The 14,872-nt window shown below is 72.4% G+C and carries 10 protein-coding genes; 3 read left to right on the top strand and 7 right to left on the bottom strand.

What is annotated here, in order from left to right:
• Window positions 1-13 precede the first annotated feature (13 nt).
• Together AB0P03_RS24270 and AB0P03_RS24265 are read right to left on the bottom strand one after the other, a co-directional pair.
• Entirely contained in the window at window positions 14-1,666 is a 1,653-nt protein-coding gene (locus AB0P03_RS24270) for a hypothetical protein (protein ID WP_363580216.1), read from the bottom strand.
• Window positions 1,667-1,757: 91 nt separating this feature from the next.
• Complete coding sequence (locus tag AB0P03_RS24265; RefSeq protein WP_063349038.1) at window positions 1,758-2,015, bottom strand: SCO4848 family membrane protein; 258 nt, start codon at window positions 2,013-2,015, stop codon at window positions 1,758-1,760.
• A gap of 142 nt (window positions 2,016-2,157) precedes the next feature.
• On the opposite strand from AB0P03_RS24265, the gene AB0P03_RS24260 reads away from it, so the two are divergent.
• Window positions 2,158-3,369 (top strand): D-alanyl-D-alanine carboxypeptidase, encoded by a 1,212-nt coding sequence (locus AB0P03_RS24260; protein WP_363580214.1) that lies wholly within the window; start codon window positions 2,158-2,160, stop codon window positions 3,367-3,369.
• A 22-nt stretch (window positions 3,370-3,391) separates the two neighbouring features.
• On the opposite strand, the gene AB0P03_RS24255 is transcribed toward AB0P03_RS24260, so the two are convergent.
• A complete protein-coding gene (locus AB0P03_RS24255; RefSeq protein WP_363580212.1) occupies window positions 3,392-4,339 on the bottom strand; it encodes a YihY/virulence factor BrkB family protein in 948 nt (315 codons plus the stop codon).
• A 54-nt stretch (window positions 4,340-4,393) separates the two neighbouring features.
• Window positions 4,394-5,392 carry a glycosyltransferase gene (locus AB0P03_RS24250; RefSeq protein WP_363580210.1) on the bottom strand — a complete coding sequence of 333 codons (999 nt, stop codon included), beginning with the start codon at window positions 5,390-5,392 and terminating at the stop codon, window positions 4,394-4,396.
• A 134-nt stretch (window positions 5,393-5,526) separates the two neighbouring features.
• Here AB0P03_RS24250 and AB0P03_RS24245 point away from each other — a divergent pair, with 134 nt between their 5' ends.
• Together AB0P03_RS24245 and AB0P03_RS24240 are read left to right on the top strand one after the other, a co-directional pair.
• On the top strand, window positions 5,527-9,099 hold the full coding sequence (locus AB0P03_RS24245) for a CDP-glycerol glycerophosphotransferase family protein (protein ID WP_363580208.1): 3,573 nt from the start codon (window positions 5,527-5,529) through the stop codon (window positions 9,097-9,099).
• Window positions 9,100-9,407: 308 nt separating this feature from the next.
• Entirely contained in the window at window positions 9,408-11,918 is a 2,511-nt protein-coding gene (locus tag AB0P03_RS24240) for a CDP-glycerol glycerophosphotransferase family protein (RefSeq protein ID WP_363630721.1), read from the top strand.
• 1 nt (window position 11,919) lies between these two features.
• Here the strand turns inward: AB0P03_RS24240 and AB0P03_RS24235 are convergent, their stop codons facing one another.
• From AB0P03_RS24235 to AB0P03_RS24225, 3 genes are all read right to left on the bottom strand, one after another.
• Window positions 11,920-12,408, bottom strand: a complete 489-nt coding sequence (locus AB0P03_RS24235; protein ID WP_363630719.1) for a 2'-5' RNA ligase family protein — start codon at window positions 12,406-12,408, stop codon at window positions 11,920-11,922.
• A 62-nt stretch (window positions 12,409-12,470) separates the two neighbouring features.
• Window positions 12,471-13,511: a tryptophan--tRNA ligase gene (gene trpS, locus AB0P03_RS24230; protein ID WP_363625898.1), complete on the bottom strand. Its 1,041-nt coding sequence runs from the start codon at window positions 13,509-13,511 to the stop codon at window positions 12,471-12,473.
• A gap of 30 nt (window positions 13,512-13,541) precedes the next feature.
• The gene (locus tag AB0P03_RS24225; protein ID WP_363580202.1) at window positions 13,542-14,867 is read right to left on the bottom strand and encodes a hemolysin family protein; all 1,326 of its coding nucleotides are present in this window, start codon (window positions 14,865-14,867) and stop codon (window positions 13,542-13,544) included.
• Between the last annotated feature and the right edge of the window lie 5 nt (window positions 14,868-14,872).

Here is a 14,872-nt window from a genome sequence, read left to right as displayed (position 1 = left end):
CTTCGCCGTGGGCTCAGCGCAGCGCGCCGAGGTCCTTCGGGGCGGACCAGCCGCTGAAGGTCACCAGGTGCCGGTCGGCGGTCACGGCCCACAGGTCCGGCGTGCCGTCCCCGTCACCGTCGCCCGAGCTGCCGAGGGTCGGGTAGGCGGCGGTGGTGAAGCCGGTGGCGACCACGTTCGCCTTCGGGTCCGCGAGCGCGGAGAAGTCGAGCAGTCCGTTCGACTTCTTCGAGACCGGGTAGGCATGCAGGTCGCCGGTGGCCCGGTCGCGCGCCCACAGGATGAGGTTGCCGGCTGCGTCCGCGCCGGGGGCGATCAGGTCGTAGCCGCTCCAGTCGCCGGTGGTGGCGATGGGCTGGGCGGCGACGTAGCTGCGGGAGCTGTCGACATAGGCGTAGAGCTTGCCGTGCTCGACCGAGACGAGAACCGGCAGGGACGGCCGGGCGGCACCGAAGCGACCGCCGACCGGGACGAGCTGGTCGGCGCCCGACCAGTCCGCGGCGTAGTCGCCGGGGCAGGTGATCGACTCCCCGGCCGAGTCGATGCACTGGGACGGCTTCCCCGCCAGGGTGGGGTTCTGGCCGCTGAAGTCGCCCTGGTGCCCGTTGGCGTAGACGTACAGGAACTGCGGGTTGCCCTTGGGACGCACCAGCAGGTCATCACCGGGGCCGTGGGTGTTGGCCCAGCCCCGGTGCAGCACCAGGTCGTCCTGCCAGCCGGCCCGCAGCGGAGCGAGCGCGCCCGGGATGGTGGAGCTCGGAGTGGCGTCCGTCGCACCGGCGCTGATGATCTGCAGGTTGCCCTGGGCGTCCGGGAGCAGGATGTCGGGCACACCGTCGCCGTTGACGTCACCCGGGGCGGCCGGCTTGGGGCGCGAGTCCCAAGGAGCGTAGAAGGTGTAGGTGGTCGGCTGGCCGACGTTTCCGGCGTTGTCCATCGCCTGGACGGTGAGGACGTTGGTGCCCCAGTCCTTGGGCTTGAGGGTGAGCGCGGCACTGCCGTCGGCGCCCGCCTTCACGGTGTGCGCGGAGGCGCAGTCCCAGCCGACGCCCAGGGTGCCGTTCAGCACGTACTGGTAGCAGGCCACCCCGGAGGCCGCGCCGCCGGCCGGCGCGGCGTCGGTGCCCTTGAGGGTGAAGATGCCGTTCTCGCCCGCGTACTTGCCGGGCGCGGTGCCCGAGCCGCTCTCCGGGAAGTCGGTGGAGGAGACGGACAGGCCCGGACGGGTGAGGTCGACCCGGAAGTGGCAGGTCGCGGTCGGCTCTCCGGTACCCGAGGAGTCCGCGGACCAGGCCTTCCACGAGTAGCTGTGGCCGTCCGCCAGGCCGCTGGTGGGGAGCTTGGCCGTGCCGGCGCTGGTGTCGGTGGTGGTGTCGACGATCTGGTCGTGGCCCGGGGTCGAGTCGTCCCAAACCGCGAAGCGCACCTGTGCGGAGGTGGCGGTGACGGTCAGCGCAGGGTTCGCGACCCCCAGCCAGCCGGGGGCGGTGGTGTCGTCACAGGCGTCGGTGTGCAGGCCCGTGGCGGCGAAGCCCGGTGCGGGCAGTGCCTTCGGGTCAGTGACTGCCGTTCCCGGTACCGCAGCCGCCCCCGGTGCAACCAGCAGACCGGCCGCGAGCGCCGCTGCGGTGACCCCGCCGAGTCTGCGGGCATGCCGAAGTGTCATGGAAGTACCCCACCCCTTTGATCGAGAGATCTCGTTACGTGTACGAGCGGTGAGGATCTTTCCAGTGGGGACCGACAGCGGCAACGGAGATTCAGTCGGTGGCCGGGGTGCGGCGGGTGGCGCGGAGGCCGCGCAGGCCGATGGCGCCGACGGCGATGCCGAGGAGGAAGGAGGTGACGGCGAGGAGGAGGTGGATCCAGAAGAAGGCGGTGGGCTGGGAGTGGTCGCCGTTGGTGAAGGCCTGGCCGCCGGAGTCCTTCCAGAGGTTCTTGACGAAGGTGGTCCAGATGATGATCGACCAGACGCCGAAGGCGGTCAGGAACCAGGAGGTGCGGCGGCTGAGCTTCATGGGGGTCCTCGTCGGGGGTGTGGGGGCGGGGTGCGTCCCCCAGTATGCGCGGACCGCCGATCGGCGTAGGGCGGGCCCCTCGTACGGAGGACCGGCCCGGTGTGGCGCACAGCGGATGCCCCGGAGTGGGTACGGTCTGCGCGTGTCCACACGTCGTCAGAAATTCGCGCATCTGTTCGTCACGACCGCCGCGGTCCTCCCGGCCCTGCTCGCCGCCCCGGGGGCGGTCGCTGCCCCGCAGGAGCCGCCCCCGGCCGCTTCCGCGGTCGGCGGCGAGCGGCTCGGGCGCTCCGGGGTCCAGGTCTCGCCGCTGGCCGGAGCCCCGGCCCTGCCGAGGGACCTCACCGGCCAGTCCTGGATAGTCTCCGACGCCACGTCGGGCGACGTGCTGGCGGCCAGCAACCCGCATCTGCGGCTCGCCCCGGCCAGCACCCTGAAGATCCTCTTCGCCGACACCGTGCTGCCCAAGTTCGACCGCAACACGGTGCACAAGGTCGCCGACGAGGAGATCCTCGGGATCGGTGAGGGCAGCAGCCTGGTCGGCATCAAGGAGAACCTGGACTACCGGGTCGAGGACCTGTGGCGCGGGGTGTTCCTGAGCTCGGGCAACGACGCCGTGCACGTCCTGGCGCACATGAACGGCGGCGTGGAGCAGACCGTCACCGAGATGCAGTCCCGCGCCGACGCCCTCCAGGCCCGGGACACCCGGGTGATCTCCCCGGACGGCTACGACATGGACGGGCAGCTCTCCTCGGCCTACGACCTGTCGCTGTTCGCCCGGGCCGGCCTGCGCAACCCCGACTTCCGGATGTACTGCGCCACCCGGCAGGCGATGTTCCCGGGCGCGGTGGACAAGAACACCGGCCAGCGCGGCAGTTTCGGGATCGCCAACACGGACCGCCTGCTGGGCAAGTACCCCGGCCTGATCGGGGTGAAGAACGGTTTCACCACCAACGCCGGCTCGACCTTCGTCGGCGCCGCCGAACGCAACGGCCGCACCCTGCTGGTGACCGTGATGCACCCGGACAGCTACCAGAAGGTCTACGACGAGACCGCGGCCCTGCTGGACTGGGGCTTCGCGGCGGCCGGCAAGGTGCAGCCGGTCGGCAAGCTGGTCGACGAGCTCCCGCCGGACGGCGAGCCCTCCGGCCAGGCCGGCGGCACCGCCGGCGCGCCCCCGCCGCACTCCACCCCCGCCACCCGGCCCGGCACCGCCCCCACTGCCGCCCCGGCCGCCGCCGAGGACGACGGGCTCGGCCTCGGCGGCTGGCTGGCCGTCGTGCTGGTGACGGCCGCGGCCGGCTACGGGGTGCTGGTCCTGCGGCGCGGCCGCCGCGGGGCCTCCGGCTGGTGACGGCCGGACGGACGGCCCGGCCTCAGGGTTCCTCCCGGGGCCGGGCCGCCGTCGTGTCCGCGGCCGCCTCCGCCTCGTCGGCCGCCGCCAGCAGCGCCCGGGCGTGCTCCCGGGTGCGCTCCCGGGCGGCCACCGGATCGGCCATCGCCGTCCAGGCCACGCAGTACATCAGCAGCCGTGAGACGAAGTTGATCCACAGCAGCAGCGCCACCGGCACGCCGAAGGCCCCGTACAGGCTCTTCCCGGCGACGGAGCCGAGGTAGGAGGCGAGCAGGACCTTCAGCAGCTCGAAGCCGACCGCGCCGATCAGCGCGCCCTGCAGCACGTCGCGCCGGCGCTGGCCGCCGATCCCGGGGAACGGCGCCAGCAGGTAGGCGAAGAGCAGCGTGTCGCACGCTATGGCGACGAGCACGCCGACCCCGGTCAGCAGGTAGCCGCTGGGCAGGCCGGTCCAGTCGGCGATCCGCCCGGCCAGCGTCGTCCCGGCGGTGGAGACGCCCACCGAGATCAGCGACACCACGCCGAGGCCGCCCAGCACCGCGCAGTCCCAGCCCTTGCGCAGCACCACGTTGGTGTCGTCGTCGGGCAGCTGCCAGACGTCCCGGATCGAGGTGCGCATGGTGTCCACCCAGCCGAGGCCGGAGACCAGCAGCAGCGCCCCGCTGACCAGTCCGACGGCGCCCGCGTTGGCCACCAGGGACGGCAGGTTGAGCGCCTCCGAGATGCCCGGCAGCTGGTCGGAGATGTGCTTCTGCAGGTCCGCGACCTGGCTGCTGCTGAGCGTCGAGACGGCGATCGCCAGGCCCACCGTGAGCAGCGGGAACAGGGCGAGGAAGCCGAAGAAGGTGACCGCACCGGCCAGCCGGTTGCCCCGGGCCGCGGAGAAGTGCTCGTACACCCGGTACGGGCGGCTGCGCAGCACCCACGTGACGAGCGGGCCGATGACCGGGAGGCGGGTCAGGAAGTCCACCCGACCGGTTATACCGGCCCGTCCTCCGAATGGCCGTCAGGCTCGGCGCAGATTCTAGCGTTTCACCAGGCGGCGGGCCCGGGCGAGGGCGCGGACGGCCTGGTAGGCGCCGTAGCGGCCGTGGCTGAGCAGTTCGGTGCGCACGCCGTCCACGCCGGGCGGCGGGCGGTAGCCGGCCGGCCGGAGCCGGGCGCAGTGGGCGGCGGCGCGGCGGAAGTACTCGCGGCGGTCGCCGGGCGGGATCCGGCCGGGCTTGGAGACGACGGTGTTCAGGTGGTGCAGCATCCGGCCGTAGACGACCGGGCGCCAGTGGTCGAGGTCGGGGCGGTGGTCCAGGAAGGCGAAGACCAGGTCGTACTGGGCGAAGACGTCGAAGTGCTTGCGGCTGGCAGTGGCCAGGATGTTGCCGCCCTCCTGGCGCTGGCGGTAGTGCACGCCGACCTCGTCGAGCAGGGTGATCCGGGCCGCGGCGAGCAGCACCGGGTACGTCCAGGGGGTGTCCTCGTAGTAGCCGGCCGGGAAGACCAGCTGCTGGGCGGTGACGAAGTCGCGGCGGTAGGCCTTGTTCCAGACCACCTGGAGCAGGTCGAGCAGGTCGGGACGGGCGGCGAGGTCGAAGACGTCCGGGGAGGCGGCGCCGAACACGTGGGCGGAGGCGGCCCGGGTGATCCGGCCGTCGGCGTAGGTGCGGGCGTAGTCGTAGACCAGGACGTCCGGGTCGCCGGTGGCGGCGAGCCGGTCGTCGACGCTCTTGAGCAGTTGGGGGGTGAGCGTGTCGTCGCTGTCGAGGAAGATCACGTAGTCCCCGGTGGCGACCTCCAGGCCGGCGTTGCGGGCCCGGCCGAGGCCGACGTTCTCGGGCAGGTGCAGCACCCGGATCCGCGGGTCGGCGGCGGCGGCCTCGTCGAGCATCGGGCCGCAGCCGTCCGGGGAGCGGTCGTCCACCGCGATCAGTTCGAGGTCGGGGCCGCCCTGGCCGAGCACCGAGTCGAGACACTCGGCGAGGTAGTCCTCAACCTGGTACACGGGGACGATCACGCTGAAGCGGGGCACGGGCCCAGCGTAGTGGCCCCGAAGGGCCCCATGGCCCGGAGGTAGGATCGGTGCGCACGTACGCACCGATCCAAAGTGCGGTCAGGCCCTCACCGGGCTGCCACGCTCCTTCCCGAGAAAGGCCTGCGTAGCCGATGGCTCCCCGCCTCTCCATCGTCGTTCCGATCTACAACGTCGAGCGTTACCTGGTCGAATGCCTCGACTCGATCGCCGCCCAGACCTTCACGGACTTCGAGTGCGTCATGGTCGACGACGGTTCGAAGGACGACAGCGCGGCCCTCGCCGAGGCGTACGCGGCCAAGGACTCGCGGTTCCGGCTGGTCCGCCAGGTGAACAAGGGCCTCGGCGCGGCCCGCAACACCGGCATCCGGCACATCGACCCGGACGCCGAGTTCCTGTGCTTCGTCGACAGTGACGACTCGATGCCGCCGAGCGCGTACGAGCTGATGATCAACACCCTGGACGAGACCGGCTCGGACTTCGCCACCGGCAACGTGCTGCGGTTCCGCGCGGTGGGCTACTACCAGTCCGGCGGGCACTCGAAGCCGTTCAGGGAGACCAAGCTCAAGACGCACATCACCGAGATCCCGGCGCTGGTCACCGACCGCACCGCGTGGAACAAGGTGTACCGCCGCTCCTTCTTCGACGCGGCCGGCATCCTCTACCCCGAGGGCATCCTGTACGAGGACGCGCCGGTCAGCGTGCCGCACCACTACCTCGCCAAGAGCGTGGACGTGCTCTGCGAGCCGATCTACCACTGGCGCGAGCGCGAGGTCGGCGAGATGTCGATCACCCAGATGCGCACCAACCCCAAGGGCCTGATCGACCGCGTCACCTCGGTCGAGCTGGTCCGCGGCTGGCTGCGCAAGCAGACCGATCCGCGCTTCGCCCAGTACCTGCGCTCCTACGACGAGAACACCCTCGTCGAGGAGATCCCGATGTTCTTCTGGTCCGTCGTGGACGGCGACAAGGAGTACCGGGACGCCTACGTCAAGAACGTCAGCCGGCTGCTGCGGGCGATCGGCCCCGAGCAGGTCCGCAAGCTGCGGGCGCCGCTGCGGCTCAAGTACCACCTGACCCTCCAGGGCCGGATCGACGAGTTCGTCGAGCAGATCAAGTACGAGGGCGAGAGCAACGGCGGCGTCCAGGCCCGCGGTCTGCTGCGCCCGTACGCCGACTACCCGTTCCTGCGCGGCGGGCGCAAGAGCGTGCCGTCCGGCGTGCTCAAGCTGGACAACTCACTGGTCATGCGCAGCCGGCTGTACGAGACGGCCTGGGTCGGCGGGCGGCTGCAGCTGACCGGGCACGCGTACCCGGAGCAGCTGGGCGCGGCCGGCAAGCACGACATGGTCCGCACCCTGGTGCTGCGCGAGGCCAAGGGCCGCCGGGTGATCGCGGTGCCGATGAAGACCCAGTACAGCCCCGAGGCCACCGCCAGCTGCCACCACGACCTGTACAGCTGCGACTGGGCCGGCTTCACCGTCGGCGTCGACCCGAAGAAGCTCAAGCACCGCGGCCAGTGGAAGGACGGCAACTGGCGCGTCCTGGTGGCCGGCGCGGGCAAGGGCGGCGTCTACAAGGGCCGGGTCTGGGCCGGCTGGAGCGACACCGCGCACTACATCCCGGCGCACTGGGTCGAGCCGGACGTGCGGATCGTGCCGTGGGTCCGGGACGGCTCCGTCTACCTGCGGGTGGAGACGGTCAAGGCCCGGGTGACCGGCCTGGCTTCGCACGGCGGCCGGGTCGAGGTGTCGGGCGCGGCCCGCTCCGGCTCCAGCTTCGCCGGGGCCCGGCTGCGGCTCACCCACGTCGAGTCCGACCGCGAGCTGGCCTTCCCGCTGGAGCTGGGCGCGCCGGTCGGCAGCCTGCAGCCGTTCAGCGTGTCCTTCCCGGCGGCCGAGCTGACCGCCGTCCGCGAGGCCTGGGCCGAGCTGGACCCGGTGGCCGCCGAGCGAGGCCGTGACCGCTGGGACACCGCGCTGCTGCTGGCCGACGGCAGCACCGTCCCGGTGACCTGGGACGACCGCAACGCCCCGGCGCAGCTGCACCTGCCGCTCAACCCGGACGCCCCGGCCGACCAGCGCCGGGCGCTCTACTCCAAGCCCTCCCCCAGCGGGTACCTGCAGTTCTCCGACCAGCTGCTCCAGCCGGTGGTGGACGAGGTCTCCACCCGCGGCGCGGACGGCTTCCTGCTCAGCGGTTCGTTCCCGCTGTCCGGCGCGCACCGCTGGGAGCTGGTGGTCCGCCACGACTGGCGCGAGGAGGAGCACGTCTACCCGGTGGAGATCGCGGACGGACGGTTCCGGACCGCGCTGCCCGCCGTGCCGACGGCTTCCTTCGCCGGCCGGGTGCCGCTCGCCCAGGGCACCTGGAACGTCTTCTTCCGCCCGGTCGGTGCCCCGGCCGAGGAGCTTCCGAGCTCGTACGCGCTGATCTCGCCGGACTGCTTCGGCGCGATGCCGCTGGAGGTGGAGTCCCGGGGCAAGCGCATCGTGCTGGAGCGCCGCCACCACGACGGCCTCTCCCTGGAGTCGCACTCGGCGCTGCTGCCGGAGGAGCGCAGCGGCTACCGGCTGCGCCAGCTGCGGTTCGTCGACTACCCGAACGCCCGCCGGCACCCGGTGCGCGACACCGTGCTGTACAACGTCGGCCTCGGCGGCCTGTACGCCGACTCGCCGCGGGCGGTCCACGAGGAGCTGGTCCGCCGCGGCCTGCCGCTGGAGCACCTGTGGGGCAGTGACGACCTCCAGGCCGATCTGCCGCAGTCGGCGAGCGCGATCCGGCTGTGGAGCCCGGAGTGGTTCGAGGCGCTGGCGACCGCCAAGTACATCGTCACCAGCACCCACCTGCCCGACTTCTTCGTCCGCCGCCCCGGACAGGTGGTCCTGCAGACCTGGCACGGCAGCCCGCTGAAGCAGATCGGCCTCGATTTCGAGAAGGTCTGGTTCACGGATGCGAACTACCTGAAGGGCCTCGCCCGGGAGGTGCCGAGCTGGAGTCTGCTGGCGGCCGGCAACAGCTGGTCGGCCCCGATCCTGCGACGCGCGTTCGATTACAAGGGCGAGATTCTCGAAAGCGGTTCGCCCAAGAATGACCTGCTCTTCGCGGCCGACCGGGAGAAGACCGCCGAACAGGTGCGCGAAAGGCTCGGCCTGCCCGAGGGCAAGAAGGTCGTGCTCTACGCGCCGACCTGGCGCGAGGACCGGCGCCGGCCGAACGGCGGGTACCAGCTGGACCTGCGGCTCGACCTGGCGGCGGCCAAGGCCGCGCTCGGCGACGACCAGGTACTGCTGGTGCGCCGGCACAGCATGATGTGCGGTCAGATCCCGGGCGCCGGCAACGGCTACATCTGGGACGTCGGCAGCTACCCCGACATGGCGGAGCTGCTGCTGATCGCCGACGTGCTGATCACCGACTACTCCGCCAGCGTGTTCGACTTCGCCGCGACCGGCAAGCCGATCCTGTTCTTCACCTACGACCTGGAGCACTACCGCGACAACCTGCGCGGCTTCAGCCTGAACTTCGAGGCTGAGGCGCCCGGCCCGCTGCTGGCCACCTCCGAGGAACTGGTCGACGCGCTCGGCCGGGTCGGCGAGGTCGCGGCCGAGTACGCCGACAAGGCCGCCGCGTTCCGCACGGCGTACTGCGACCTGGACGACGGCAAGGCCTCCGCCCGGGTGGTCGACGCGATGCTCCGCGCGGAGTAGCACCGAGCAGTACGGGGTAGCCCGGAGCAACCCCGAGAGCCCCGCAGAGGCGCCCGACGCGAACCGCGTCGGGCGCCTCCGCGTTTTCCTGGGAATTCCCTGACAATATCCCCGGCCTTTGCCTGCGCATTGCACTCGAACTAGTGTTTTGTCGGTGAATTTCACGGGAAATTCTCTGGTCCACACTGTTGACCCCGGACGGCGTCCCGGTATGGGATATGAATTCGGCCCCGGTTTCCTCTCGGCATCGGTCCGGCGGCCCCGGTCCACCGCCCATGGCCCGGCCCCCGTCCCGAAGGACCCCTGCCATGCCTGCGCTCACACGGTTCGTCCTTCCGCACGCCGACCCCCGCGTGAGCACCGACCAGCCCGCCGCCGACGAGGACGTCACCTTCGGCCTGCTGCGCGCCCGCTGGACCGGCCGCGGCCTGGAGCTCACCGGCTTCGCCCGCCCGGACGACCTCGACACCGGCCGCCCCGGCTCCGCCTGGACCTGGCTGACCCTGCGCCACGCCGACGGGACCAGGCCGCCCGTCCACCTGCGCTCCCGGCCCCGCCGGCTGCCCGAGGTCACCGACGACAGCGCCCAGCCCGAGTTCAACCACGACTGGTCCGGCTTCACCGCCCTGATCGAGCCCGGCCGGCTGCGCCACGGCACCGACTGGCTGCTCGGCGACTGGCAGATCGAGACCACCCTGTTCACCCGCCCGCGCCCCACCCGGCTGCGCCGCCGGTACGGCGCCCTCGCCCCGCACTGGTGCGGCTCCGGCGAGTACCCGCCGGCCCACTGGGTGGACCACGACGTCCGCCTCCAGCCGCACTTCGCCGACGGGCGACTGCGGCTGCTGCTCGAACGCCCCGGCATCCGGCTCACCCACGCCACCCCCACCGCCGACGGCCTCGACCTGCGCGGCAGCGCGGACACCTGCCCGTCCGGCACCGTGCTGCGGCTGCGCCACCGGCAGAGCGACGCCGTGATCGAACGGCCGGTCGCCCGCACCGGCAACACCTTCGCCGTCCACCTGCCGTACCGGCCGTTCACCGCCGACGGCCGCGGCAGCGGCGAACTGGAGCACTGGGACACCGAGTTCCTGCACCCCGACGGCAGCACCGAGCAGCTCTGCCCGGACGAGCGCGGCGGCCCGGTGGCCGGCCAGCACCGACTGCCCGACACCCCGGACCGCGCCCTCTACCTCAAGCACCTCGCCGACGGCCGGCTCCAGGTGTGCGTCCAGCCCGCGGCCGGCCTGGTCGAGCGGATCGCGGTCCGGGCCGGCGGCTTCGAGCTCACCGGCCGCTGCCCGGACCGCGCCGCGGACCGGCTGGAGCTCGTCCTGCGGCACACCGGCACCGCGAGCGAGGTCCGCTCCCCCGTCGAGGCCGACCAGGACGGCCGCTTCAAGGTCCTGCTGCCCGCCACCCGCACCGGCGCCGACGGCACCGCGCTGCCCCTGCGCAAGGGCATCTGGGAGGCCGCGCTGACGCCCGCCGGGCGGCCCGGCCCGAGCCGCCCGCTGCTCGCCGCACCGGCCGCCCTGCCCGCACTGCCCGCCGCCACCACGGCCGGCGGCAAGCGGATCCTGCTCCAGCGCCGCTGGCACGACACCCTGCTGGTGGACTCCACCCCGGTGCTCACCCCCACCGAGCGCAGCGCCTGGACGCAGAGCCGCCAGCGCGCCGTCCACTACCCCGCCGCCCGCCGCGAACCGCTGCGCGAGGCCGTGCTGTACGACGTGTTCGGCGGCCGCGGCTACGCCGACTCCCCGCGCGCGGTGCACGCCGAACTGGCCCGCCGCGGAGCGCCATTGGAACACCTCTGGGTGGTCGACGACGCCCAGGCCGAACTGCCGCCCGGGGTCCGGGCCGTCCGGATCTGGAGCCCGGAGTGGTACCACGCGCTGGCCACCTGCCGGTACCTGGTCGGCAACACGCACTTCCCGGACTTCCTGGAGCGCCGCCCCGGCCAGGTGGTGCTCCAGACCTGGCACGGCTCGCTGCTGAAGCGGATCGCCCACGACGTCGACAACCCCTGGCTGGCCGACCACGGCTACCTGGAGGCGCTCGACCGGGAGACCCCGCAGTGGAGCCTGCTGCTCTCCCCCAGCCCGTTCGCCACCCCGATCCTGCGCCGCGCGTTCCGCTACGACGGCGAGATCCTGGAGGCCGGCTACCCGCGCAACGACGTGCTCGCCCGCCCCGACGAGGCCGCCGCCGCGGCCGTCCGCCACCGGCTCGGCATCCCGGACGGCAAGCGGATCGTGCTGTACGCGCCGACCTGGCGCGAGGACCAGCAGCGCGGTGACGGCGACGGCTTCCGACTCGGCCTGCGGCTGGACCTCGACCACGCCCGGCGCCTGCTCGGCCGGGACCACGTGCTGCTGATCCGCCCGCACGCGCACGTCCGCGAGCCACTGCCGGGCGCCGGGGACGGCTTCCTGTACGACTGCGGGGACTACCCCGACCCGCAGGAGCTGCTGCTGGTCGCGGACGTCCTGGTGACCGACTACTCGTCGATCATGTTCGACTTCGCCGTCACCGGCCGCCCGGTGCTCTTCTTCACCTACGACCTGGAGCACTACCGCGACACCCTGCGCGGCTTCTACTTCGACTTCGAGCCGCAGGCCCCCGGCCCGCTCGTCCCCACCTCGGCCGGACTGCTCGGCGCGCTGCGCGAACTCGCCGACTCCGGCGCGGACCTGCCGCCCGGGTACGCGGAGCGCCACCGGCGCTTCCGGGCCGAGCACTGCGTCCTGGACGACGGCGGCGCGTCCCGCCGGGTGGTCGACCGGATGCTCGAACTCGGAAGGTCAGTCCGGTAGTTCAGGAGAAAAGGTAGCTCCGCCAGGGCCGCCAGACCTCGTCCGCGTCGAAGCGGGAGAGGCCGAAGCCCGGCACCGGGAAGGCCGCCCGGAAGCCGCGCGCCTGCGCGTACGCCTGGTCCAGCGCGTCATCCGGCAGACCGTGCGCGACCGTCACGTGCGGGTGGTACGGGAACGCCAGCTCGCGGGCCAGCGGGCCGGAGCGGACGTCCGCCTCCAGCAGCCGGCACTCCTGCGCGCCCTCCTCGACCCGGACGAACACCACCGGGGAGACCGGGCGGAAGGTGCCGGCGCCGCGCAGCAGCATCCGGAACGGCCGGTGCGAGGCCGCCACCGCCGCCAGGTGCTCCTCGATCTTCGGCAGCGCCTCGGCCGGCACCTCGGTCGGCGGCAGCAGGGTGACGTGCGTCGGTATCGACCGGGCCAGCGGATCGCCGTGCCCGGCCCGGGCGTCCTGGATCTGCGCACCGTACGGATCCGGAACGCTCACGGACACGCCGATGGTGACGGCCTCGGGGAGACCGTCACCATCGGGCAGGCGTGTGAGGGGAGTCACCGCTTGGCGGCCGGGAGGAAGCCGACCCGGTCGTACACCGTCTCCAGCGTCTGCGCGGCCACCTCGCGGGCCTTCTCGGCGCCGATCGCCAGCACCCGGTCCAGCTCGGCCGGGTCGTCCAGGAAGGAGCGGGTGCGCTCCTGGAAGGGGGTGACCCACTCGGTGAACAGCTCGGCCAGCTCGGTCTTCAGGGCGCCGTACATCTTGCCCTCGAAGTGCGCGACCAGCTGGTCGATCGACTGGCCGCTGAGCGCGGAGTGGATGCGCAGCAGGTTGGAGACGCCGGGCTTGCCGTCCTCGTCGTAGGAGACGACGGTGCCGGTGTCGGTGACGGCGCTCTTGAACTTCTTGGCGCTGACCTTCGCCTCGTCCAGCAGGTTGACCAGGCCCTTGTCCGAGGAGGCGGACTTGCTCATCTTGGCGCCCGGGTCCTGGAGGTCCTGGATCTTCGCCGTCTCCTTGAGGATGTACGGCTTCGGCACCGTGAAGGTCGGGCCGTAGCGGGTGTTGAAGCGGTCGGCGAGGTCGCGGGTGAGCTCCAGGTGCTGGCGCTGGTCCTCGCCGACCGGGACGGCGTCCGCCTGGTAGAGCAGGACGTCCGCGACCATCAGCACCGGGTAGGTGAACAGGCCGACCGTGGTGCTGTCCGCGCCGTGTCGGACGGACTTGTCCTTGAACTGGGTCATCCGGGAGGCCTCGCCGAAGCCGGTGAGGCAGTTCATCACCCAGGCGAGCTGCGCGTGCTCGGGCACGTGCGACTGGACGAACAGGGTGCAGTGCTCCGGGTCCAGGCCGGCGCCGAGCAGCTGGGCGGCGGAGACCCGGGTGTTCTCGCGCAGCTCCTTCGGGTCCTGCGAGACGGTGATCGCGTGCAGGTCGACGACCATGTAGAAGGCGTCGTTCTCCTTCTGCAGGTCCACCCACTGGCGCACCGCGCCCAGGTAGTTGCCGAGGTGGAACGAGCCGGAGGTGGGCTGGATGCCGGAGAGAACCCGGGGACGGTCCTTGACCGGACCAGTGACCGCTGCGTTGACCATGCGGGCCATTGTTCCAGTTCCACCGGGCGCTCAGGAAACGTCCGCCCCAGGAGGTTCCGCCAGTGTGACCGCACTCACCCTCACCCGGGCGATCCGCCGGCCCTCCAGCTTGGCCACCGTCAGCAGCACCCCGCCACCGCCCTCGACCGGGACGCGCACCTGGTCGCCGTCCCGGGGCAGCCGGCCGAGCGAGGCGACCAGGCAACCCGCCACCGTCTCGTACGGGCCCTCGGGCAGGGTGGCGCCGGTCTCCTCGGTGAAGTCGCCGAGGTTGAGCAGGCCGTCCAGCTCCATGCCGCCGCCGACCAGCCGGCGGGTGGCGGCGGTCTCCGGCCGGTCGTACTCGTCCCGGATCTCGCCGATCACCTCCTCGACCAGGTCCTCCAGGGTGACGATCCCGGCGGTGCCGCCGTACTCGTCCACCACGATGGCCAGGTGGTGGCCCTCGCGGCGCATCTCGCCCATCGCCTCCAGCACCCGCTTGGTGCCGGGCAGCAGCTTCACCGGGCGGGCCAGGTCGCGGACCTTGGCGGCCTGCTCGCCGCGCGCGCCGTACAGGTCGCGGACGTGCACGAAGCCGACCACGGCGTCGGCGCTGCCCTCGACCACCGGGTAGCGCGAGTGCGGCGAGGTGTCCGCCTGGTGCCGGACGGCGGCCAGCGGGCGCTCGGCGTCCAGGAAGGTCACCTCGGTGCGCGGGACCATCACCTCGCGCAGCTGCCGCTCCCCGGCGGAGAACACGTCCGCGATCAACGCCCGTTCGTCGCTGCCGAGTTCGGTGTTGGCGGCGACCAGGCCGCGCAGTTCCTCGGAGCTCATCGAGCCACGGCCGGCGGCCGGGTCGCCGCCCAGCAGGCGGACCATCAGGTTGGTGGAGTGGCCGAGCAGCCAGATCACCGGGCGCAGCGCCACCGACATCACGTCCACCACCGGGGCCGCGATCACCGCGATCGACTCGGCCCGCTGCAGGCCGATCCGCTTGGGGGTGAGTTCGCCGAGGACCAGCGAGACGTAGCTGATCACCAGGGTGAGGCCGACCAGGGCGACCGCGTCGGCGACGCCCTCGGTGAGCCCGGCCCGGACGAACAGCGGCGCGACCTTGCCGGCCAGGGTGTCCGCGCCGAAGGCGGCGGACAGGAAGCCCATGCAGGTCACGCCGACCTGGACGGCGGCCAGGAAGCGGTTGGGGTCGGCGGCCAGGTGCGCGGCCCGGGCGGACCGCCGGGTGCCGAGCGCCTCCAGCGTCCGGATCTGGCCCTCGCGCAGCGAGATCAGCGAGATCTCGGCGACGTTGAACAGCCCGCCCAGCAGGATGAAGACGAGGACGAGCAGGGCGTCCCCGAGGGTTTCGTTCACAGCGG

The sequence above is a fragment of the Kitasatospora sp. NPDC088779 genome (genome assembly GCF_040685395.1).
Classification (GTDB): Bacteria; Actinomycetota; Actinomycetes; order Streptomycetales; family Streptomycetaceae; genus Kitasatospora.
Note: the sequence above shows the minus strand (reverse complement) of the source record. Positions and strands in the feature narration are given on the sequence as shown.

Excerpts from the sequence above, each read along its gene's own strand:
- AB0P03_RS24240 (WP_363630721.1), top strand. The coding sequence starts at position 9,408 with ATGCCTGCGCTCACACGGTTCGTCCTTCCGCACGCCGACCCCCGCGTG.
- trpS (WP_363625898.1), bottom strand. The coding sequence starts at position 13,511 with ATGGTCAACGCAGCGGTCACTGGTCCGGTCAAGGACCGTCCCCGGGTT.
- AB0P03_RS24270 (WP_363580216.1), bottom strand. The coding sequence starts at position 1,666 with ATGACACTTCGGCATGCCCGCAGACTCGGCGGGGTCACCGCAGCGGCG.
- AB0P03_RS24265 (WP_063349038.1), bottom strand. The coding sequence starts at position 2,015 with ATGAAGCTCAGCCGCCGCACCTCCTGGTTCCTGACCGCCTTCGGCGTC.
- AB0P03_RS24245 (WP_363580208.1), top strand. The coding sequence starts at position 5,527 with ATGGCTCCCCGCCTCTCCATCGTCGTTCCGATCTACAACGTCGAGCGT.